Here is a 19,624-nt window from a genome sequence, read left to right on the forward strand (position 1 = left end):
CAGACCACGCCCGCCCGGTCCGGCAACGCTGCGGCCGGGCTGGCCTCAGGCAGATAGCGGTATGCCGTGGTCGTGGCGGTCCGTCAGGATCTCGAACGCGGCGCGGTGCTGCGTGGCCAGCGTCAGCGTGGGGCAGCCGCGCTCCGAGAGGTGCACGGTGCAAGACGCCAGTTTGGAGTTGAGGCAGGTCTTCTGCCCGCCGGGCGGATCGTCGTAGGCCAGCCCGACGAAACGCTCTGCCGGAGCCTCCATGTGTACCGACAGCTGCAACGGCCCCAGCTCGCCTTCGATGGCCCAGTGGAAATCACAGTAACGGCCGCGGTTGCGCAGTGACTGCCAGACACCGTTCAGCCGGATGTCCCGCTCGCCCAGCCGCAAGACCACGCTGGTCAGCGGCGGCGTCCACAGCGGGCCGAACTTCAGGCGCGCGGTGGAACACTCCAGAAAGGCCAGCGGGTCGGTGTCGAAGCCGGCCACCTGGCCCCAGGCGTAGCGGTCGGTGTGTTTCAGGCCCCAGTTGTGGTTCTGGCTGCCGCGCCAGCCATCGATCTCGATGCGGCGGCCGTTCACCTGCAGGGTGCCGGCAAAGTCCGCCAGCGGCACCCCGCTCAAGGCCTTGGCCTTGGGCAAACCGCGGTGGTACAGCGACAGCGGCAGCAGGAAGGCCGGCTTGCGCTGCCCGTCGTAGCGCAGGTCCCAGGCGATCTGACGGTCCGTGCTGTGCGCCGCACCGCGCAGTGTGGTTTCGTCCAGCACCGCATCGCCCAGACGCACCGCCAGCCCGGCGCCCGAGAAGGCACACTGCGCCAGAGGCACGCACTGCTTGATCGCCGTGATTTCTGACGTCTCACCGTCGAAAAAGATCGACCACAACTGCCCCTCGGTCGCAGCCGGGTTCCCCTTCGGACTGAACAGCGTGTAACGGATCCAGAATGCCAGCGGCCTGCTCGGGTGGTTGGCCCGCAGGAAATAACTCTCGTAAAAACCGCGGTCGGACCCGCGGTCGAACTGCGAGGCGTTGATGACCTGTTGCAGCTGCTGCGTGGTGAGTCGGGTGAGGTCTTGCATGGGGTGGGCATGGGGCTTGAAGCGCCATGCTACTCGCCTTGCCCGCCGGTGGGCGACACAAGCGGATCAGGATCGAGGGCTTAGTTGCGCCTTGCCGGGCAATGCTGCAAGCCCGCGAGCAATGATGGAGAACGACCCCAAACGGTCTTCAAGGGCCCCATCGATCTAATTTATTCGAACCATGCGGATATATACGAAACTTATATAATTCGTATTCGTTTCATATAGAGACTACTGATGGGTATTGTCAAAATTTCGGACCAGATGCACGAGAACCTACGCGTGGCGGCGAACGCCCTCAGTAGGTCTATCAATGCGCAGGCAGAGCACTGGATGCGGGTCGGCATGTTGACCGAGATGCATCCAGAGTTGGACCACCGAGAAATCAGCCAACAGTTGATCCGGGCTGAACTTGCGGGAGGACTGGATATCGCTGGAGTTGTCGCTGCCCCGCTTGGCAAGCCCCGTGCATCCTCGCCCGGAAAACACTAATGGCTCACGGCATACCTATTCACTCCGCCGAGGAACTTAAGATGGCACGGCGGGCCGCCAGGCTTGCTGCAGAGGTTCTCAGCATTGTTGAGCCCCACGTGGTGCCAGGTGTGAGCACGGAGACACTCGATCGGATCTGCCACGACCACATCGTGAACGTCCAAGGCGCCATTCCAGCCAACGTGGGATATCAGGGCTATCCCAAAACCATCCTCACTTCCGTCAACCAGGTGGTTTGTCACGGCATCCCCTCGGCCGACAAGATCCTGAAGAAAGGCGACATCATCAATATCGATGTTGCCGTCATCAAGGATGGCTGGTTCGGCGACACCAGCCGCATGTTTCTCGTCGGAGCCACCAGTGTGTTGGCTCGGCGGCTGGTAGAGACGACGTATGAGGCATTGCTGGCCGGAATCCGGCAAGTCAGGCCTGGGGCGACCCTTGGCGATATTGGTCATGCCATCCAGTCAGTCGCTCAGCGAGAGCAATTCAGCGTGGTGCGCGAATACTGTGGGCATGGTATCGGACAGGTTTACCACGATGAACCGCAAGTGCTGCACTATGGGCGGCGCGGGGAAGGCATCAAGCTGGAACCGGGGATGGTCTTCACCATCGAGCCGATGCTCAACGCAGGCAAACGCGAAACTAGGCAGCTGCCAGACGGGTGGACTGTTGTGACAAAGGACCGGTCTTTGTCCGCCCAGTGGGAGCACATGGTGGCTGTAACGCCAGAGGGATATGAGGTGCTCACGGCTTGGCCTGGAGGCACAGGTGCCTACGCGCCGGTTTGACATTCAGGTTGGGTGAGGTTTGGCTGTAGGCGATGGACCAATGCGGACAGGTCGCTTGTGGTTTCAGATTACTGCAGTGGTCATGTGGGATTGTCTGTCGAAGGTCTGCACCTGGCCGATCTCGGTCACCGGCCCCACGAGGCTACTTCTGCCAATACCCCGGATCCGGCAACTCGTTGAACACCTTGCGCAACTGCTCACCCCAGCGCTCGCGCAGCGAGGTGAAGTACGGGTCCTTGGCGTCGATGAGGGTGTGGTGGCGCACGTGCAGGCTGTCGCGCTCGTAGCACAGCAAGTCCAGCGGCAGGCCCACCGAGAGGTTGGACTTCATGGTGGAGTCCATGGAGATCAGGCAGCACTTGGCCACTTCGTCGAGGCTGAGCTTGCTGCCGATCACGCGGTCCAGGATGGGTTTGCCGTATTTCGATTCGCCGACCTGGAAGTAGGGCGTCTCGTGCGTGGCTTCGACAAAGTTGCCAGCCGAGTAGATGTTGAAGAGGCGCGGCACCTCACCCTTGATCTGGCCGCCGAAGATCAGGCTGACGTTGAACTCGATGCCGAATTCCTTCAGCGCTTCAGCGTCGCGCTCGTGCACCTTGCGCACCGCGTCGCCCACCAGCTTGGCGGCAGAAAACATGTTGGGCGCACTGGCCAGGCTTTTCTCGCCCTGCTGTTCCATGGCCACGCGCAGCCCGCTGGCCACCGACTGGCTGATGGACAGGTTGCCCGCGGTCAGCAGTACCATGACGCGTTCGCCCGGCACCTCGTACACGTGCATCTTGCGGAAGGTGTTGATCTGGTCCACCCCGGCATTGGTGCGGGAATCGGACAGGAATACCAGCCCGGCATCGCTGCGGACGGCAACGCAATAGGTCACTTCGGAGTCTCCTTCAATCTTCTGCGGGGCCGGTGTTCGGCGCCGGTCGCATCTTACGCCGCGGCTGCTGCCGTATGCGGGCTTCATTCCGGGCTTACTGGTCTGCCCCCTGCACCGCCACGTGCACAGCCAGTGCTTCGCCACCGCCGCCGACATGGATGCCGCGCAGGGGGCTGGCGTCCGCATAGTCACGCCCCACGGCCAGGCGGCACAGCTCGGGCCCAGCCATGCGCTGGTGCGTGACATCAAAACCGATCCAGGCACCGGCGCCCCCCCTCGCCTTGGGCAACCAGGCTTCGGCCCAGGCATGGGAAGCGGCATGCGTTGCGTCGGTCAGCAGGTAACCGCTGACGTAACGCGCCGGAATGCCACGCGCACGACAGCAGGCCAGGAACACGTGCGCCATGTCCTGGCACACACCCTGCCCCTGTTGCAGCACCTCGGCCGCGGTGTGAAAGACATCCGTCACCCCTTGCACATAGGCCACACGCTTGAAGATGGCGTCGGTCAGGGTTTGCAGGGGCGCTGGCCCATCCAGCTCGCTGCACGGCGTGCTGCCCAGGGCTTCAGCTGCCAGTGCGTGGATGGCGGCGTCGGCCTCGGTCAGCGGCGTGGCCAGGGCAAAGGCCTGCGGCGGCACGGCCGAGTCGTGCGGCAGCAGCAGACCGCGCTCGTCCGACGTCTCCACCTGGCCCTGCGCCACCACACGGATTTCGTGGTGCTGTTCGGTCAGCGAGGTGACGAAGACGGCATTGCCGTAGGCGTCGGTCTGACCCCAGCGCCGGCCCGGCGCGTCGATGCGCCAGTTGAGCACGCGCTGGCCACCATCGGCGCGCGGCCACAGCCGCATGTACTGCAGGCTGTAGCTGGCCGGCACGGCATAGCGGTACAGGGTTTCGTGGCGGATGTCGAGCAGCATGGTGTTCTCCTGGATCAGCCTATCGGTAAGAGGAAGTCCTGCGCGATCCGGTTGCCCAGGTCGGCCGTGCCGTCGAGAAAATCGGTCAGCACTTCGTGCAGGCCGCGCGCAGCAATGTCCTCGATGCGGCTGTAGCGCAGGCGCGAGTACAAGGCGCCGGCACGGCGCATGGTTTCCTGCGAACGGGTGTTGGCCACCTGGCCGAGGATCTGGTGCACCTCCTTCATGCAGGCGTGCAGCGAACGCGGCATGTCCTCGCGCAGGATCAGCAGCTCGGCCACACGCTGCGGCGTGATCATGTCGCGGTAGACCTTGCGGTAGATCTCGAAGGCCGAAACCGAACGCAAGAGCGCACTCCATTCGTAGTACTCGCCGCTGGCCGAACTTTGCGGCGCCAGCTCGTCGAACTTCACGTCCAGCAGGCGCGCGGTGTTGTCGGCCCGCTCCAGGAAGGTGCCCAGGCGGGTGAAGTGGAAGGCCTCGTCCTGCAGCATGGTGCCCACCGTCACGCCGCGCGAGAGATGCGAGCGGAACTTGACCCACTCGAAGTACTTGGTCAGTTCGCTGCCCTGGATGCTGCCCTGCGGCAGCCCCTGCACCGAATCACGCGCCTCCAGCCAGGTGGTGTTGAGCGTTTCCCACACCTCGGAGGTCACGGTGCCCCGCACAGCATGGCAGTTCTCCCGCGCGGCGCGCAGGCAGGACAGGATGGACGAGGGATTGTCCTGGTCTACGCTCATGAAGCGCAGCACGTTGCTGGGGGTAATGGCGCCGTACTTGCTGCGGTAGGCCTCTTCCAGGCCGTTGATGCCCAGCGCCGCCCCCCAGTAACCGCCCTGGGCTGCGGGCGTCTGCAGCGACATGCGGTAGCTCACCTCCAGCATGCGGGCGATGTTTTCGGCCCGCTCGGTGTAGCGGGACATCCAGTAGAGATGGTCAGCGGTACGAGACAACATGATCAGTCCTCCAGCACCCAGGTGTCCTTGGTGCCGCCGCCTTGGGATGAGTTCACCACCAGCGAGCCGGCCTTGAGCGCCACGCGCGTCAGGCCGCCGGGTGCCATGCGCACCTCGCGCCCGGACAGCACAAAGGGCCGCAAGTCGATGTGGCGCGGCGCGATGCCAGCCTCGACAAAGGTCGGGCAGGCCGACAGCGCCAGCGTGGGCTGGGCGATGTACTTGTCAGGCGCGGCCTTGACGCGAGCGCGGAAGGCTTCGACTTCGGCTTTTGTCGAAGCGGGGCCCACCAGCATGCCGTAGCCGCCGGCACCGTGGGTTTCCTTCACCACCAGCTGCTCCATGTTGGCCAGCACGTAGCTCAGCTCGTCCGGCTTGCGACACTGGTAAGTGGGCACGTTGGCGATGATGGGTTCTTCCGACAGGTAGAAGCGGATCATGTCGGGCACGTAGGGGTAGATCGACTTGTCGTCCGCCACGCCGGTGCCGATGGCATTGGCCAGCGTGACACGGCCGGCACGGTAGACCGACAGCAAGCCAGCCACGCCCAGGCCTGAGTCGGCGCGGAAGGCCAGCGGGTCAAGGAAGTCGTCGTCGATGCGGCGGTAGATCACGTCTACCCGGCGCGGGCCCTGGGTGGTGCGCATGAACAGGGTTTCATCGTGCACGAACAGGTCCTTGCCCTCCACCAGCTCCACGCCCATCTGCTGCGCCAGGAAGGCGTGCTCAAAGTAGGCGCTGTTGAAGGCGCCGGGCGTGAGCACCACCACCGTGGGGTCGTCCACGCCGGCCGGGGCGGCCTGGCGCAAGGTGTCGAGCAGCAGATCGGGGTAATGGTCGACCGGGCGCAGTTTGTAGCGACCGAACAGTTCGGGAAACAGGCGCATCATCATGCGCCGGTTTTCCAGCATGTACGAGACGCCCGAGGGTACGCGCAGGTTGTCTTCCAGTACGTAGTAGGCGGCGTCATCACCCGGCAGCGAGGCGCGCACGATGTCGATGCCGGCAATGTGGGCGTAGATGTCGTTGCGCACCGCCACGTCCTGCATCTCGGGCCGGTACTGGGCATTGCAGAACACCTGTTCGGCCGGGATCAGCCCCGCCTTGACGATGCGCTGGTCGTGGTAGATGTCATGGAGGAAGGTGTTGAGCGCGTTGACGCGCTGGCGCAGGCCGCGCTCCAGCAGCTCCCATTCGGCCGCCGGGATGATGCGCGGAATGATGTCGAAGGGAATCAGCCGCTCCTTGCCCGTGTCTTCACCATAAACGGCGAAAGTGATGCCGGAGCGGTGAAAGGCCGAATCGGCCTCGGCACGCTTTTGGGCGATGTGGGCGGCTGGCATCAGCGACAGCCAGTCCTGGTATGGGGCGTAATGCAGGCGCGTGCCCCCGCTTGGGGCATGCATTTCGTCAAAGATGTTCTTCATGGTGCATGGGCCTGTCTTGTGCAGAGACAAGAGCAAGGGCCATGCCCAGAAATGAAGAAATTGAAATTGGTGACTGCGGCACGGTGCCGCGTCAAGGCTCAGTTCGTCGCTGGCTGCGGATTCCAGCGTCGCGGCTCGAAGCGGAACACCTTGGGGTCGGCCGCATCGACCGTGCCCTTGACCCAGCCCAGGAAGGGTGAGCCATAGGTTTCGACGCGGGTGAAATTCGGCACCACCTCGCGCGCCGCGGCATCGAGCAATGGCTGGTTGATCTGCTGGTGGTGCGAATCGCCGTGCACCAACACCACCTGGCCGGCAAAGGCCTGCGTTTCTTCCCGCAGCTGGGTGAGGAAGTCGCGGTAGCCGGGTTTGGGGTGGCCGGCGCTGGCGGCTTCGAATTCGGGATTGGCCTGGATCACGATCAGCACGCCGGCCAGCTTGCGGGTACGCGCCACCTCGAACGCCTGCGCCAGCCAGGCCCGGTTGGCGGCGCTGCGTTCGATGAATTCGGGCACCGGGCCGCCGCTGCGGTGCAGACCGTGGTAGTTGTTGTCGCTGCCGGTGACGTTCAGGCCGACGAACAGCGCGCCGCCCGCTTCCCAGCGCACGTTCTCACGGTAGGCGGCAAAGGCCGGATCGCTGCTCTGGCGCGTCAACTTCAGGGGACGCTGCCCCAGTGCCAGGTCGCCGGCGAAGAACAGCTCGCGCAATTTGGCCAGGCGCTCCAGCGGGTCGTAGCTGCCGTTGTTCTTGCGGTGGCAGTCGGTCCACTCGTTGTCGCCGGGCACAAAGACCAGCGGATGCAACGAGCTCTGGAACACACCGAGCATGTCGGCAAACACCTCGTCACTGCAGACCGAACCCCCACTCTTGAAATCGCCATCGTGCACCACAAAGGCCAGCGGCTCGCGGTTCATTTCATTCATCAGGCCGGGCAGTTGCTCGCGTTCCCAGCGGCTGTAGGGCAGATCACCAAACAGGCCAAACGACACCGGCTGCGCAGCCAACGCACCGGTCAATACGCTCAGGACACAGAAAGACAGCCAACGTTTCATGCGATCAGAAGCAAACAGTACAACCGTCAAGCAGCTCAGGCTTGGCCTGCAGCGTCCGCCGCAATCTTGCGCAGAGCTTCCTCGAAAACAGCCGCCGGCTGGCCGCCGGAGATCAGGTATTGGCGATTGATGACGATAGCTGGCACCGAGCGAATACCGGCCTGCTGCCATTGCATTTCGTTGGAACGCACGGCGTCGGCGTAGTCGTCACCGGCCAGGATGGCGCGCGCCTGCGCAGCGTCCAGCCCCACGCTGGCACAGGCCTGGGCCAGCACCTCAGCGTCCGACACATTCTCGGCCCGGCCATGGTAGGCATTGAGCAGTTCCTTCTTCAGCGCATGCTGCTTGTCAGCGCCCTGCAGCCCAGCCCAGTGCAACAGGCGATGCGCGTCAAAGGTGTTCCAGATGCGGCCGCGACCTTCAGGCTTGAAGGTGAAACCAACCTCGGCGCCGCGCTGGCGAATGGTCTCGCGGATCTGCGCCTGCTGTTCGGGGGTGGAGCCGTATTTCTCGCTCAGGTGTTCGCCGACGTCCTGCCCCTCGGGGCCCATGTGCGGGTTGAGTTCGAAGGGCTGGAAGTGCAGCTCGGCACTGATGTCGCCCTGCACATTGGTCAGCGCCTGTTCCAGCGCCCCCAGGCCGACGGCACACCAAGGGCAGGCCACGTCGGAGACGAAATCGATTTGAAGAGAGGTAGTCATGCGGCAATCCTAGGTCATCTTGAGCAACCTTGCAGGCGTCGCATCTTCAGTGCGCGTCGGCACCGTTTCTGACGCGGCCGCGCAAGGCCTTGGTCTGGGCACGCTGGCTCTTGCCTTCCAGGCGTCGCTGACGCGAGCCGTAGGTGGGCTGGGTGGCGCGGCGTGTCTTGGGTGGCCGCGCCACGCTGTTGACCAGTTCGTGCAGACGGGAAAATGCATCGAGCCGGTTCAGGTCCTGGCTGCGGTGCTGCTGCGCCTTGAGCACCAGCACGCCATCCTGCGTGATGCGGCTATCGCGCAGGGCCAGCAGGCGTTCCTTCACGCCCTCCGGCAGTGACGAGGCCCGGATGTCGAAGCGCAGGTGCACTGCGCTCGAGACCTTGTTGACGTTCTGGCCACCGGCACCCTGCGCGCGGATGGCGCTGATCTCGACTTCGGACTCGTCGATTTCGAGCAGCGCAGGCAGGGTCATGAGCGCACGACTGCCGGGTCAACCGGCCACCGGCTCCGGTGTCGTGACGGCGAGATTCACATAACGTGCCACGAAGGCACCCACGCTACTGGCCGGCAAGGGCAGCCAGACGGTGTGGCCCGAGCCAGGCGCCACCTCGATGGCCTGCCCTTCGGCGTTTTCCATGCGGGTGATGTCGTAGTCCACATTGCCACCGGGCTGGATCAGTTCCAGCCGGTCGCCGACCGAGAACTTGTTCTTGACGCTCACCTGGGCCAGGCCGCGCGTCGCGTCAAACGCCACCACGTCGCCCACATACTGGCTGCGGCCCGACTCGGAATAACCACGCAGGTAGTTCTGCGTCTCCTGCGGCGTGTGGCGCTGGTAGAAGCCCGAGGTGTAGCCGCGGTTGGCCAGGCCTTCGAGCTGGCCGATCAGCGCCGGGTCCAGGCTGCGGCCGGCCACGGCATCGTCGATCGCCTGGCGGTAGCTCTGCACCGTGCGCGCCACGTAGTAGGCGCTCTTGGTGCGGCCTTCGATCTTGAGCGAGTCGACACCGATCTCCACCAGGCGCTGCACGTGTTCGATGGCGCGCAGGTCCTTGGAGTTCATGACATAGGTGCCGTGCTCGTCTTCCTCGATCGGCATGAACTCGCCGGGGCGGTTGCTTTCTTCCAGCAGGTAGGAGATCGAATCGCGCGCCTCCTTCGGCAGCGTCTGCCCGCCGCCGCCACAGCCGTGGCCTTCAGCCCGCTCGGGTGACAGCACATCACCACTGGCGTCGACCTGCGCGGTGTGGGTCTTGTAGTCCCAGCGGCAGGCATTGGTACAGGTACCCTGGTTGGCGTCACGGTGGTTGAAGTAACCCGACAGCAGGCAGCGGCCCGAGTAGGCAATGCACAACGCGCCGTGCACGAACACCTCGATCTCGCTGTCCGGGCAGTCCTGGCGGATCTGCTCCACCTGGTCGAGCGACAACTCGCGCGACAGGATGACGCGCTTGACGCCGGCCTTGTTCCAGAAACGCACGGCAGCGGCATTGACGGTGTTGGCCTGCACCGAGAGATGGATCTCCATCTCGGGCCAGGTTTCGCGCACCATCATGATCAGCCCGGGGTCGGACATGATCATGGCGTCCGGCTTCAAGGCGATGACCGGCGCCATGTTGGGCACGTAGTTCTTGATCTTGTTGCCGTGCGGAAAGATGTTGGAGACGAGAAAGAACTTGCGGCCGAGTTCGTGCGCGCGGTCGATGCCGCGCTTGAGCACCGCCAGGTCGCCGAAGTCGTTGTTGCGCACACGCAGCGAATAACGCGGCTGGCCAGCGTAGATGGCGTCCGCCCCGAAGGCAAAGGCCGTCTCCAGCATGGCCAGCGAGCCGGCCGGGGCCAGCAGTTCGGGCGCCTTGCGCTTCATTTCGTTTCCGCCAATTGGGCCAGGCCGGCAATCGCCAGCGCATAACCGTTGACGCCGAAACCGGCCATCACGGCCTTGGCAACCGGCGAGATGAAGGAGTGGTGGCGGAATTCCTCGCGCGCATGCACGTTGCTGATGTGCAGTTCGATCAGCGTCACGCCGGTGCCCTTGATGGCGTCGTGCAACGCAATGCTGGTGTGCGTGAAAGCGCCGGCGTTCAGGATGACGCCCGCCAACTGGCCCGCGGCCTGCAGACGACCGGCCTCGTGGAGCCAGTCCACCAGTTCGCCCTCGTGGTTGCTCTGGCGGAAGTCGAGCGCCAGGCCGTTGGCGGCGCAGGTGCGCTCGCACAGCGCCTGCACATCGGCCAGTGTTTGCGAGCCATAAACCGCCGGCTCACGCGTACCGAGCAGGTTGAGGTTGGGGCCATTGAGGACGAGAACGGTTTTCATGGGGAATTCCCTAGCCAAAGGGGTGCAGATCAGCAGATGGCCAATTGTGCCACTGGGCTACCATCGGCCCATCACGAGGGATAAGGAAGACACGTATGACGACGCCCCGACTCAATGAACTCGACGCCTCCGAGCTGGCGGTGCGACTGGCACGGCGCGAGATCAAGGCCGAAGACCTGGCCATTGCCTGCCTGGAGCGCGTGGCCGAGCGCGAGGACGACGTCCACGCCTTTGCCCACCTCGACGCCGTCAATGCCCTGGCGCAGGCCCGGGCGCTTGACGCCGGGCCGGTACGCGGCCTGCTGCACGGCCTGCCCCTCGGCGTGAAAGACCTGTTCGACACCACCGACCTGCCCACCGGCTACGGCTCGGCGCTCTACGCCCACCACCGCCCGGTGGCCGATGCTGCCACCGTGGCCCTGTGCCGCGAGGCCGGCGCCGTGGTGCTGGGCAAGACCGTCACCACCGAGTTCGCCTACTTCCAGCCCGGCCCCACCTGCAACCCGCACAACACGCAGTTCACCCCGGGCGGTTCGTCCAGCGGCTCGGCTGCGGCCGTGGCCGACCGCATGGTGCCGCTGGCACTGGGCACGCAGACAGCGGGCTCCATCATCCGCCCGGCCGCCTTCTGTGGTGTGGTGGGCTACAAACCCAGCCATGGCCGCGTGGTCGGGGCCGGCGTGAAAAGCCTGTCACCCACGCTGGACGTGATCGGTGGCTTCGGCCGCAGCGTGCGCGACGTCGCCCTGCTGGGTGCCGTGCTCACCGGTGACCGGCGCCTGTTTGAATGGGGTGAGCACGGCGCACCGCGCATCGGCCTGTTCCAGACGCCAGCCTGGCCGCAGGCCGACGTCGACACGCAAAACGTCTGGTCGCTGGCCACGCAGGCGCTGGCCACCCACACCGATGCCTGCCAGGACGTGGCCATGCCGCAGAACTTCGGCGACCTGATCCAGCTGCAGAAAGATGTGATGACCTTCGAGATGGCCCGCTCGCTCAGCCACGAGCGGCTGCGCCACCGTGAAGCCCTGAGCGCCCAACTGGTGGCGCTGTTGGATGCCGGCATGGCCATCGATGGCGCCACCCACGACGCCAACCTGCAGCGCACTGCCGACTGGCGCCTGCGCATCGACTCGCTGTTCGAACGGCATGACGTGCTGCTGACCCCCAGTGCCATCGGTGAAGCGCCCAAAGGCCTGGAAGCCACCGGCGACCCGCTGTTCTGCCGCAGCTGGTCGCTGCTGGGCCTGCCCTGCGTGCACCTGCCCTTTGCCACCGGCGCCATGGACCTGCCGGTTGGCCTGCAGCTGGTGGGCCGCTTTGGGGAAGACCACAAGCTGCTGGCCGCCGCGCATTGGGTGCACGAGAGGCTGACACGCTGAAGACACAACATGACTGAGCAACAGAACACAGAAAACGCCGCACCAGACACTGCCCTGACTGCCCTGCTCGGCCGCCACTCGATCGGCCCGCGCTGGATGGTGGCCCCTGGCCCGAATGACGCGCAACTAACCCAGGCGGTGCAAGCCGCCTTGCGGGCCCCCAACCATGGGCGCATGAAGCCCTGGCGGGTGGTCACGGTGAGCGAGGCGCAGCGCCCTGCCTTGGCCGATCTGTTCGAGCAGTTCGCCCGCGACTCCGGCAAGAGTGCAGAGGACGTGGCGATCGAACGTGAGCGCGCCTACAACGGGCCGGTGCTGGTGGCCTGGGTGGCGCGCATTGACAGTGGCGTGGCCAAGGTGCCGCCGCACGAACAGTGGATCTGCGTCGGTGGCGCCTTGAGCAATTTCATGAGCGCGCTGCACTTCATGGGCTTTGGCGCCAAGATCCTGAGCGGCCGCAAATGCCAGCACCCGGCGCTGGTGCAGGCCTTCTGCCAAGCCGGCGAGCAGCTGGTGGGCTTTGTCTGCATCGGCAGCCCCACACGCGAACTGGAACCCCGGGAGCCGGACGACCCGCGCCCGCTGCTATCGGCCTGGTCCGTGCGCTAAACCGGCCGGTGACGCAGGCGCCAGACCTGCCAGGCACACAGCGTGGCCAGCACACTGCTGGCCAGCGCTGCCCAGAACACACTGACCAGCCCAAAGCGCGCACTCAAGACGCCACCCGCCAACCCGGTCAGCACCCCTGGCAGCCCATAACCCAGCACGGCGTACAAGGCCTGGCCACGGCCGCGCAAGGTACCGGGGAAATGATGCGACAGCAGCGCGATGCACACCGAATGGTGCGCGGCAAAGGTCAGCCCATGCAGCGCCTGTGCCAGCAGCAGCAAGGGCCAGATGGCGGCACTGGAAGCGGTGACCCCCATGCGCAGCACTGCGACTGCGGCACACACCACCAGCCAGGCCGTGAGGCTGAAGCGCGGCAACCAGCGGCTTTGCGTGAAGAACCAGGCAATTTCCACGATGACTGAAACCGCCCACAGCAGGCCGATCACGGTCTTGCTGTAGCCCAGGGCGTCGAGGTAGAGCGAGAAAAAGATGTAGATCCCCATGTGTGACAGTACATGGAAAAACGCCGTGGCAAAAAACCACTGCACGGAACGCTTCTTCAGAATGGGCAGCACCGGCTGCTTTTTCTCGTGTGCCGGCACCGCCTCCTTCAGGTCGGGCAGCCACCAGACACTGGCCACCACCGCCAGCAGTGAGAGCACGGTCCAGGCCGGAAAATGCCCCATGCCGAAATGCTCGAACCAGGCACCGGCAGCAAACACCGTGACCAGAAAACCAAGCGAGCCCCACAGACGCACGCGACCATAACGTTTGGCGTCGAATGCACCGCCACTGCTGACCAGATGGGCCATGGCGGCCTCGCTCATCGGCATCATGGCGCTGGTGTGCAGGAACATCAACCCCAGCACCGCAGCCAGCCACCAGAAGCCGCCTTGGACCCACAAGCCGCACGACACCAGCAGCGCCACCGTGGCACCCAGACGCAGCAGCTTGACGCGCTCACCCGTGTGGTCGCTCAGCCAGCCCCAGGCATAGGGCGCCACCAGGCGCGTGGCCGACTGCACGGCGGTCAGCAGGCTGATCGCAACAATGCCCAGCCCCAGATCCTTGAGCCAGAGCGGCAGGTAGGGGTTGAAAAAACCGATGTGCGCGAAGTAGGTGGCCGACAGGGCCGCAAACGGCGCGAGATGGCGCGGGGTGTTGGGCACTATCGCCCCGGCTATTTCTTCTCGCTCCAGAGCACGCCGGCGCTGGCCCAGTCGGACTTCTTGATGTCGAACAGGATCACGTCCACCGCCTCGGGCGAGGTGCCCAGGGTCTTGACGGCGGCCTCGGTGACGGCCTTGACGAATTCCCTCTTCTGCTCGGGCGTGCGGCCCTCGAACATTTCAACGCGGATGGTAGGCATGGTGAGATTCCCGAAATCGAAAGTGAACGTGATGCCCGGCTCAGACCGAACCTGGGATGGGGCCGACCGCCAGCTTGACATCGCCGCACTGGGCGCGCTGGCGCAGTGCATGCTCCATCACCACCAAGGCCAGCATGGCCTCGGCGATCGGGGTGGCGCGGATGCCGACGCAGGGGTCGTGCCGGCCCTTGGTCACCACCTCGGTGCTGTGGCCTTCGACGTCGATCGACTCGCGCGGCGTCAGGATGGAACTGGTCGGCTTGATGGCGATCGACACCTCCAGGTCCTGCCCGGTGCTGATGCCCCCCAGCACGCCACCGGCCTTGTTGGCCTTGAAGCCTTGCGGACTGAGCGCATCGCCGTGGGTGCTGCCCTTGTCGGCCACGGCCGCAAAACCGGCACCAATCTCCACGCCCTTGACGGCATTGATGCCCATCATGGCAAAGGCAATGTCGGCGTCGAGCTTGTCGAACAGCGGCTCACCCAGGCCGACCGGCATCTTGCTGGCCGTGACGCGCAGGCGTGCGCCGCAGGAATCGCCGGCCTTGCGCAGGGCTTCCATGTAGGTCTCCAGTGCCGACACATCGGCCACCGGGGCGAAGAAGGGGTTGGCGGACACGTGGTCCCAGGACTCGAAGGGAATGGCGATCTCGCCGATCTGCGTCATGCAGCCGCGGAACTCGGTACCGTAGTGTTCCTTGAGCCATTTCTTGGCCACGGCGCCGGCCGCCACCATGGGCGCGGTCAGACGGGCCGAAGAGCGGCCACCGCCGCGCGGGTCACGGACGCCGTACTTGTGCCAGTAGGTGTAGTCGGCATGACCGGGACGGAAGGTCTGCAGGATGTTGCCGTAGTCCTTGCTGCGCTGGTCGGTGTTCCTGACGAGCAGGCAGATCGGCGTGCCGGTGGTCTTGCCTTCATAGACGCCGGAGAGGATTTCCACCGCATCGGGTTCGTTGCGCTGGGTGACGAACTTGGAGGTGCCGGGGCGACGGCGGTCCAGGTCGGGCTGGATGTCGGCCTCGCTCAGGTCCAAACCCGGCGGACAGCCGTCGATCACGCAGCCGATGGCCGGGCCGTGGGATTCACCGAAGTTGGTGACCGCGAAGAGGTTTCCGAAGGTATTGCCGCTCATGGGAGGGATTATCCCAGAGAGTATTCACTCCTCTGCGCTGCCACGCTTCGACTGCAGCGCGCAGCTTCTGGCCGCGGGCTGTGGTCGCCCTGGCCTTGGGCCGGCCAGGGTGCTCGTGCTCAGGCGTCTTTGGCTGCCGGCTGCCCTTCTTCTTCCGGCCAGTCGCGGATGTAGGCCTTGAGCATCTTGTTCTCGAAGTTCTGGGCGTCCACCACGGCCTTGGCCACGTCGTAGAAGCTGATCACGCCCATGAGCATCTTCTTGTCCATCACCGGCATGTAGCGGGCATGGCGGTCCAGCATCATGCGGCGCACCTCGTCCATGTCGGTTTCCATGGTGCAGGTCAGCGGCGCGTCGTCCATGGCAGTGCGCACCAGCGTCGTGCCGATGCTGCCGCCGTTCTTCACGGCCTGTTTGATGACCTCACGGAAGGTCAGCATGCCCACCAGGTCGCCATGGTCCATGACCACCAGCGAGCCGATGTCTTTTTCCGCCATGACCTCGGTCGCGCGGGCCAGCGGCTCGTCGGGGGTGACGGTGTACAGGGTGTTGCCCTTGACGCGCAGGATGTCGCTGACTTTCATGGTGTGCTCCTCGTGACTCTCAAGGGCATGAAATATAGCCCATGGCATGATTGGAACCATAACGAGGCTGCTGGTCAAGCCACCCCGCGACACCGGCAGCACCCATCGAAACATCTGCGGAGTTATTCATGCCCGGTTATTCCGATCCCGGCTTCGACACCCTGGCGTTGCACGCCGGTGCCGCCCCCGACCCAGCCACCGGCGCGCGCGCCGTGCCAATCCACCTGACCACCTCCTTCGTCTTCGAATCGAGCGACCACGCCGCCGCCCTGTTCAACCTGGAACGTGCCGGCCACGTCTACAGCCGCATCAGCAACCCGACCAATGCGGTGTTCGAGCAGCGCATGGCAGCGCTGGAAGGCGGCATCGGCGCCATTGCCGTCGCCAGCGGCCAGGCGGCACTGCACCTGAGCATTGCCACGCTGATGGGCACCGGCGCGCACATCGTGGCCAGCACCGCGCTCTATGGCGGCTCGCAGAACCTGCTGCACTACACCCTGCGCCGCTTCGGCATCGAGACCACCTTCGTCAAACCGGGCGACATCGACGGCTGGCGCGCCGCGGTGCGGCCCAACACCAAGCTTTTCTTCGGCGAAACCGTGGGCAACCCCGGGCTGGACGTGCTGGACATTCCGACGGTGAGCGCGATCGCCCACGAAGCCGGCGTGCCGCTGCTGGTGGACTCCACCCTCACCTCGCCCTGGCTGATCAAGCCTTTCGAGCACGGTGCCGACCTGGTCTACCACTCGGCCACCAAGTTCCTGAGCGGCCACGGCACCGTGATTGGCGGTGTGGTGGTGGATGGCGGCAGCTTCGACTGGGATGCCTCGGGCAAGTTTGCCGAACTGAGCCAGGCCTACGACGGCTTCCACAACATGGTGTTCACCGAAGAATCGACCGTGGGCGCCTTCCTGCTGCGCGCGCGGCGCGAAGGCCTGCGCGATTTCGGCGCCTGCATGAGCCCGCACACCGCCTGGCTGATCCTGCAGGGCATCGAAACATTGCCGCTGCGCATGGCGCGCCACATGAGCAACACCGAGCGCGTGGTGCAGTTCCTGGCCAGCCAGCCTTTTGTCTCGCGCGTCGGCCACCCGCTGCTGGAGAGCCACCCCAGTCACGCGTTGGCAAAAAAACTGTTGCCACGTGGCGCCGGCTCGGTGTTCAGCTTCGACATCAAGGGCAACCGCGAGCAGGGCAAGGCCTTTATCGAGACGCTCAAGGTTTTCAGCCATCTGGCCAACGTGGGCGACTGCCGCAGCTTGGTGATCCACCCGGCCAGCACCACCCACTTCCGCATGAGCGACGAGGCGCTGGCCGGTGCCGGCATCAGCCAGGGCACCATCCGCCTGTCGATCGGGCTGGAAGATCCGGATGACCTGATCGACGACCTGAAACGTGCATTAAAAGCAGCAGAAAAGGCAGGTGCGTGATGGAACTCATCGTCAACGGCGCCAACACCTATTGCTACACCGGCGGCAAAGCCTTCGACCCGGCCAAACCCACCGTCGTTTTCATCCACGGCGTGCTCAACGACCACAGCGTCTGGATCCTGCAAAGCCGCTACCTGGCCAACCATGGCTGGAACGTGCTGGCGGTGGACCTGCCGGGCCACTGCCGCAGCGCCGGCGAGGCGCCGGAAACGGTGGAGCAGGCCGCGGACTTCATCGCCGCCCTGCTCGATGCCGCCAAGGTGCCACGCGCCGCGCTGGTGGGCCACAGCTGGGGTTCGCTGATTGCGCTGGAGGCAGCTTCCAAGCTGAAGGACCGCATCAGCCACCTGGTGCTGGTGGGCACGGCCTTCCCGATGAAAGTGTCGCCGGCCCTGCTCGACACCTCACTGAACGAGCCGATGAAGGCGCTGACCATGATCAACGTGTTCTCGCGCAGCACGCTGGCTGCGCCGCCCTCGGTGCTGGGCCCCGGCACCTGGGTCTATGGTGCCGGCATGGCGCTGGGCCGGCGCGTGCTGGCCAGCAACCCCAAGGTCAACGTGTTCCACCGCGGCTTCAAGGCCTGCGACAGCTATGCCAATGGCGAGAACGCGGTGGTCCAGATCAGCTGCCCGGTGCTGTTCCTGCTCGGCGCGCAAGACCAGATGACCATGCCCAAAGCCGCGCAAGGACTGATTGCCAAGGCGCGCGAAGCAGGCAAATCTGTGCAAGTGGTCAATCTGCCGGTGGGCCACCACCAGATGAGCGAGACGCCGGAGGAGACGCTGTTCGCGATCCGCGATTTCCTGGCCCGTTGACGCTCAGGCCGGCACCAAAGGGCGACGGTGCCGGTCCACCCAGTAGCCCCACAGTACCAGCAGCCATTGCAGTTGCCCGACCCAGGCAAGGGCCTGTGTGCTCGGCGGCGGAGCACCCAGCACATTGGCGGCGTAAATCACAAACAGGAAGAACACCAGGCCCAGCAGGCCCCAGCGGCCGGCTCCGTCCAGGGCCACGGTGTTGCGTACGTAGATCCAGACGCCAAGAGCAAACATCGGAACCTCCAGCGCCAAGGTCAGCGGCAAGGAGGACCAGAGATGCAGGCCGGCCACGGTATCACCCCAAGGCGACAGCGGCAGATCCGGCCGATGCACCATGAGGTCCAGCAGCCAGTGGCTCAGCACCAGTGCGCCCAACACCACGGAACCGATGCGATCGCGCCGACGCAGTCCGTAGACCACCCCCAGCACCACCGCCCAGCACAGCACCGCCAACAGGCTGTGGGAATAGGGGTAATGCTCGAACACCAGAGGTGTCACCGCCGTGGCACCCGGCTCGATGCGCACGCGCTCGATGCCGAACAGCAGGAAAGTCGGCCACAACAGGTCAATGAACTGGGCCGCGAGAAACAGCGCGCCGAGTGACACACGCGGGGCAACCACTTTGGCGCCAAAACCAAGGGCGAAGTGACCGATGAACATGAAAACTCCCTTTTGCGAAAAAGCGCACCCCGTTGTTGCCATCCCGCAGACGGGGGCCGCAGGGCATCACCCGCAGGCGATATCCACCATACGGCTGGCGATGGTATGGGGTGTGGCGAAATTCCAGCTCATCGGGCCGTGCTCATAGTGCACCAGCTTGCCGGCACCCATGGCTTGCGGATGGTCCGAAGAATACATCCGGCGAATCCGTCGGCCGGCGCAGTCGACCTCGATCTGGTCGTTGGACGACAGGTAGGGCCCGGCAGGGCCATGGCGCAACTCGGTATGGTCGCGCAGGATCCAGATCATCACATTGCTGCCAGCTTTTTTCTGGATCGGCGTGTTGATGTAGAAGACTGATTGTTCGTTGCGGGAGATCTTCACCCACTCAGCCATCACCTGACTGCTTCCCGCCATCAGGAGCACGGACATCAAGATTGTTTTCAGCATAACTTTGAGAGGTGTGTGGCGCGTCAAACCATGCCTGCGGGCCCAGGCCGGTGAGGCTGCGGTAACCGGCCCGTCAGCCTGCTGGCTGTCATGGCCAGTCTGTTGCCAGTTTGCCGGGCACTATAACCTTGACCGCAGAAGGCTGGCGTTTTGCAGCGGCAGGTTGCGCACAACCGGGGCCAGCGCCTACACTGCGGCCATAAAACCAAGGAGACCCGCCATGAACACCACCACCGCATCCACCGACCCCAAGGCCTTCAGCAGCTTTGCCGAGTTCTACCCCTTCTACCTGGGCGAGCACAGCAACCGTACCTGCCGCCGTCTGCACTTTGTCGGCAGCTCGCTGGCCCTCGCCTGCCTGGCCATGCTGATCGTCACCGGCAAGCCGCAGTACTTTCTGTACGGCCTGCTGTGTGGTTATGGTTTTGCCTGGCTGGGCCACTTCGGTTTCGAGAAAAACAAGCCGGCCAGCTTCAAGCGCCCGCTCTACAGCTTCATGGGTGACTGGGTGATGTACAAGGACATCTGGACCGGCAAGATCAAGCTCTGACCGGGGTGCCGGGTCATCGCCAGCACCGC

23 protein-coding genes are annotated in these 19,624 nt (G+C 64.8%); 7 read left to right on the plus strand and 16 right to left on the minus strand.

The window, feature by feature from the left end:
* Nucleotides 1-45: 45 nt before the first annotated feature.
* Nucleotides 46-1,068 (minus strand): hypothetical protein, encoded by a 1,023-nt coding sequence (locus tag CDE01S_RS02265; protein WP_066703112.1) that lies wholly within the window; start codon nt 1,066-1,068, stop codon nt 46-48.
* A 237-nt stretch (nt 1,069-1,305) separates the two neighbouring features.
* Here CDE01S_RS02265 and CDE01S_RS02270 point away from each other — a divergent pair, with 237 nt between their 5' ends.
* Together CDE01S_RS02270 and map are read left to right on the plus strand one after the other, a co-directional pair.
* Nucleotides 1,306-1,560 (plus strand): ParD-like family protein, encoded by a 255-nt coding sequence (locus tag CDE01S_RS02270; protein ID WP_066703115.1) that lies wholly within the window; start codon nt 1,306-1,308, stop codon nt 1,558-1,560.
* Nucleotides 1,560-2,351: a type I methionyl aminopeptidase gene (gene map, locus CDE01S_RS02275; RefSeq protein ID WP_066703118.1), complete on the plus strand. Its 792-nt coding sequence runs from the start codon at nt 1,560-1,562 to the stop codon at nt 2,349-2,351. Before CDE01S_RS02270 ends, map begins: the two co-directional genes overlap by 1 nt.
* Nucleotides 2,352-2,493: 142 nt before the next feature.
* Here map and CDE01S_RS02280 read toward each other — a convergent pair whose 3' ends face one another.
* From CDE01S_RS02280 to aroQ, 9 genes are all read right to left on the minus strand, one after another.
* Nucleotides 2,494-3,228 carry a proteasome-type protease gene (locus tag CDE01S_RS02280; RefSeq protein WP_066703120.1) on the minus strand — a complete coding sequence of 245 codons (735 nt, stop codon included), beginning with the start codon at nt 3,226-3,228 and terminating at the stop codon, nt 2,494-2,496.
* A gap of 94 nt (nt 3,229-3,322) precedes the next feature.
* Nucleotides 3,323-4,147, minus strand: coding sequence for a transglutaminase family protein (locus CDE01S_RS02285; RefSeq protein WP_066703124.1), 825 nt, complete (start codon nt 4,145-4,147; stop codon nt 3,323-3,325).
* Between the two features lie 14 nt (nt 4,148-4,161).
* The gene (locus CDE01S_RS02290) at nt 4,162-5,103 is read right to left on the minus strand and encodes an alpha-E domain-containing protein (RefSeq protein WP_066703126.1); all 942 of its coding nucleotides are present in this window, start codon (nt 5,101-5,103) and stop codon (nt 4,162-4,164) included.
* A 2-nt stretch (nt 5,104-5,105) separates the two neighbouring features.
* A complete protein-coding gene (locus CDE01S_RS02295) occupies nt 5,106-6,530 on the minus strand; it encodes a circularly permuted type 2 ATP-grasp protein (RefSeq protein ID WP_066703129.1) in 1,425 nt (474 codons plus the stop codon).
* Between the two features lie 98 nt (nt 6,531-6,628).
* A complete protein-coding gene (locus CDE01S_RS02300; RefSeq protein WP_157077016.1) occupies nt 6,629-7,585 on the minus strand; it encodes a hypothetical protein in 957 nt (318 codons plus the stop codon).
* A 35-nt stretch (nt 7,586-7,620) separates the two neighbouring features.
* On the minus strand, nt 7,621-8,286 hold the full coding sequence (locus CDE01S_RS02305) for a DsbA family oxidoreductase (RefSeq protein ID WP_066703135.1): 666 nt from the start codon (nt 8,284-8,286) through the stop codon (nt 7,621-7,623).
* 46 nt (nt 8,287-8,332) lie between these two features.
* A complete protein-coding gene (arfB, locus tag CDE01S_RS02310) occupies nt 8,333-8,758 on the minus strand; it encodes an alternative ribosome rescue aminoacyl-tRNA hydrolase ArfB (protein WP_066703138.1) in 426 nt (141 codons plus the stop codon).
* A gap of 18 nt (nt 8,759-8,776) precedes the next feature.
* Nucleotides 8,777-10,153, minus strand: a complete 1,377-nt coding sequence (gene trhP, locus CDE01S_RS02315) for a prephenate-dependent tRNA uridine(34) hydroxylase TrhP (protein WP_066703140.1) — start codon at nt 10,151-10,153, stop codon at nt 8,777-8,779.
* Nucleotides 10,150-10,605: a type II 3-dehydroquinate dehydratase gene (aroQ, locus tag CDE01S_RS02320; protein WP_066703143.1), complete on the minus strand. Its 456-nt coding sequence runs from the start codon at nt 10,603-10,605 to the stop codon at nt 10,150-10,152. The genes trhP and aroQ overlap by 4 nt, the downstream gene beginning before the upstream one ends.
* Before the next feature lie 95 nt (nt 10,606-10,700).
* On the opposite strand from aroQ, the gene CDE01S_RS02325 reads away from it, so the two are divergent.
* Both CDE01S_RS02325 and CDE01S_RS02330 read left to right on the plus strand, forming a co-directional pair.
* Complete coding sequence (locus tag CDE01S_RS02325; RefSeq protein ID WP_066703145.1) at nt 10,701-11,987, plus strand: amidase; 1,287 nt, start codon at nt 10,701-10,703, stop codon at nt 11,985-11,987.
* A gap of 9 nt (nt 11,988-11,996) precedes the next feature.
* Nucleotides 11,997-12,596 (plus strand): nitroreductase family protein, encoded by a 600-nt coding sequence (locus tag CDE01S_RS02330; RefSeq protein WP_066703148.1) that lies wholly within the window; start codon nt 11,997-11,999, stop codon nt 12,594-12,596.
* Here the strand turns inward: CDE01S_RS02330 and CDE01S_RS02335 are convergent.
* The 4 genes from CDE01S_RS02335 to CDE01S_RS02350 form a co-directional block, all read right to left on the minus strand.
* A complete protein-coding gene (locus CDE01S_RS02335; RefSeq protein ID WP_066703151.1) occupies nt 12,593-13,765 on the minus strand; it encodes an MFS transporter in 1,173 nt (390 codons plus the stop codon). The genes CDE01S_RS02330 and CDE01S_RS02335 overlap by 4 nt on opposite strands.
* 11 nt (nt 13,766-13,776) lie before the next feature.
* Nucleotides 13,777-13,965, minus strand: a complete 189-nt coding sequence (locus CDE01S_RS02340) for a 4-oxalocrotonate tautomerase (protein ID WP_066703154.1) — start codon at nt 13,963-13,965, stop codon at nt 13,777-13,779.
* A gap of 40 nt (nt 13,966-14,005) precedes the next feature.
* Nucleotides 14,006-15,100, minus strand: coding sequence for a chorismate synthase (aroC, locus tag CDE01S_RS02345; protein ID WP_066703157.1), 1,095 nt, complete (start codon nt 15,098-15,100; stop codon nt 14,006-14,008).
* A gap of 119 nt (nt 15,101-15,219) precedes the next feature.
* Entirely contained in the window at nt 15,220-15,684 is a 465-nt protein-coding gene (locus tag CDE01S_RS02350) for a CBS domain-containing protein (protein WP_066703159.1), read from the minus strand.
* Between the two features lie 128 nt (nt 15,685-15,812).
* Here CDE01S_RS02350 and CDE01S_RS02355 point away from each other — a divergent pair, with 128 nt between their 5' ends.
* The gene (locus CDE01S_RS02355) at nt 15,813-17,114 is read left to right on the plus strand and encodes an O-acetylhomoserine aminocarboxypropyltransferase (RefSeq protein WP_066703167.1); all 1,302 of its coding nucleotides are present in this window, start codon (nt 15,813-15,815) and stop codon (nt 17,112-17,114) included.
* Nucleotides 17,114-17,932 carry an alpha/beta fold hydrolase gene (locus CDE01S_RS02360; RefSeq protein ID WP_066703169.1) on the plus strand — a complete coding sequence of 273 codons (819 nt, stop codon included), beginning with the start codon at nt 17,114-17,116 and terminating at the stop codon, nt 17,930-17,932. Before CDE01S_RS02355 ends, CDE01S_RS02360 begins: the two co-directional genes overlap by 1 nt.
* A gap of 3 nt (nt 17,933-17,935) precedes the next feature.
* On the opposite strand, the gene CDE01S_RS02365 is transcribed toward CDE01S_RS02360, so the two are convergent.
* Nucleotides 17,936-18,595 carry a hypothetical protein gene (locus tag CDE01S_RS02365; protein ID WP_066703171.1) on the minus strand — a complete coding sequence of 220 codons (660 nt, stop codon included), beginning with the start codon at nt 18,593-18,595 and terminating at the stop codon, nt 17,936-17,938.
* Nucleotides 18,596-18,661: 66 nt separating this feature from the next.
* A complete protein-coding gene (locus tag CDE01S_RS02370) occupies nt 18,662-19,045 on the minus strand; it encodes a surface-adhesin E family protein (protein ID WP_157077017.1) in 384 nt (127 codons plus the stop codon).
* Between the two features lie 220 nt (nt 19,046-19,265).
* On the opposite strand from CDE01S_RS02370, the gene CDE01S_RS02375 reads away from it, so the two are divergent.
* Nucleotides 19,266-19,595, plus strand: coding sequence for an Mpo1-like protein (locus CDE01S_RS02375; protein ID WP_066703176.1), 330 nt, complete (start codon nt 19,266-19,268; stop codon nt 19,593-19,595).
* Nucleotides 19,596-19,624: the final 29 nt, after the last annotated feature.

The sequence above is a fragment of the Curvibacter delicatus NBRC 14919 genome (genome assembly GCF_001592265.1).
Lineage (GTDB): Bacteria > Pseudomonadota > Gammaproteobacteria > Burkholderiales > Burkholderiaceae_C > Hylemonella > Hylemonella delicata.

Excerpts from the sequence above, each read along its gene's own strand:
- CDE01S_RS02285 (WP_066703124.1), bottom strand. The coding sequence starts at position 4,147 with ATGCTGCTCGACATCCGCCACGAAACCCTGTACCGCTATGCCGTGCCG.
- aroQ (WP_066703143.1), bottom strand. The coding sequence starts at position 10,605 with ATGAAAACCGTTCTCGTCCTCAATGGCCCCAACCTCAACCTGCTCGGT.
- CDE01S_RS02270 (WP_066703115.1), top strand. The coding sequence starts at position 1,306 with ATGGGTATTGTCAAAATTTCGGACCAGATGCACGAGAACCTACGCGTG.
- CDE01S_RS02295 (WP_066703129.1), bottom strand. The coding sequence starts at position 6,530 with ATGAAGAACATCTTTGACGAAATGCATGCCCCAAGCGGGGGCACGCGC.
- CDE01S_RS02330 (WP_066703148.1), top strand. The coding sequence starts at position 11,997 with ATGACTGAGCAACAGAACACAGAAAACGCCGCACCAGACACTGCCCTG.
- CDE01S_RS02265 (WP_066703112.1), bottom strand. The coding sequence starts at position 1,068 with ATGCAAGACCTCACCCGACTCACCACGCAGCAGCTGCAACAGGTCATC.
- CDE01S_RS02355 (WP_066703167.1), top strand. The coding sequence starts at position 15,813 with ATGCCCGGTTATTCCGATCCCGGCTTCGACACCCTGGCGTTGCACGCC.
- CDE01S_RS02350 (WP_066703159.1), bottom strand. The coding sequence starts at position 15,684 with ATGAAAGTCAGCGACATCCTGCGCGTCAAGGGCAACACCCTGTACACC.
- CDE01S_RS02325 (WP_066703145.1), top strand. The coding sequence starts at position 10,701 with ATGACGACGCCCCGACTCAATGAACTCGACGCCTCCGAGCTGGCGGTG.
- CDE01S_RS02360 (WP_066703169.1), top strand. The coding sequence starts at position 17,114 with ATGGAACTCATCGTCAACGGCGCCAACACCTATTGCTACACCGGCGGC.
- CDE01S_RS02340 (WP_066703154.1), bottom strand. The coding sequence starts at position 13,965 with ATGCCTACCATCCGCGTTGAAATGTTCGAGGGCCGCACGCCCGAGCAG.
- trhP (WP_066703140.1), bottom strand. The coding sequence starts at position 10,153 with ATGAAGCGCAAGGCGCCCGAACTGCTGGCCCCGGCCGGCTCGCTGGCC.
- CDE01S_RS02365 (WP_066703171.1), bottom strand. The coding sequence starts at position 18,595 with ATGTTCATCGGTCACTTCGCCCTTGGTTTTGGCGCCAAAGTGGTTGCC.
- CDE01S_RS02375 (WP_066703176.1), top strand. The coding sequence starts at position 19,266 with ATGAACACCACCACCGCATCCACCGACCCCAAGGCCTTCAGCAGCTTT.
- CDE01S_RS02290 (WP_066703126.1), bottom strand. The coding sequence starts at position 5,103 with ATGTTGTCTCGTACCGCTGACCATCTCTACTGGATGTCCCGCTACACC.
- CDE01S_RS02305 (WP_066703135.1), bottom strand. The coding sequence starts at position 8,286 with ATGACTACCTCTCTTCAAATCGATTTCGTCTCCGACGTGGCCTGCCCT.
- map (WP_066703118.1), top strand. The coding sequence starts at position 1,560 with ATGGCTCACGGCATACCTATTCACTCCGCCGAGGAACTTAAGATGGCA.
- CDE01S_RS02300 (WP_157077016.1), bottom strand. The coding sequence starts at position 7,585 with ATGAAACGTTGGCTGTCTTTCTGTGTCCTGAGCGTATTGACCGGTGCG.
- arfB (WP_066703138.1), bottom strand. The coding sequence starts at position 8,758 with ATGACCCTGCCTGCGCTGCTCGAAATCGACGAGTCCGAAGTCGAGATC.
- CDE01S_RS02370 (WP_157077017.1), bottom strand. The coding sequence starts at position 19,045 with ATGCTGAAAACAATCTTGATGTCCGTGCTCCTGATGGCGGGAAGCAGT.
- aroC (WP_066703157.1), bottom strand. The coding sequence starts at position 15,100 with ATGAGCGGCAATACCTTCGGAAACCTCTTCGCGGTCACCAACTTCGGT.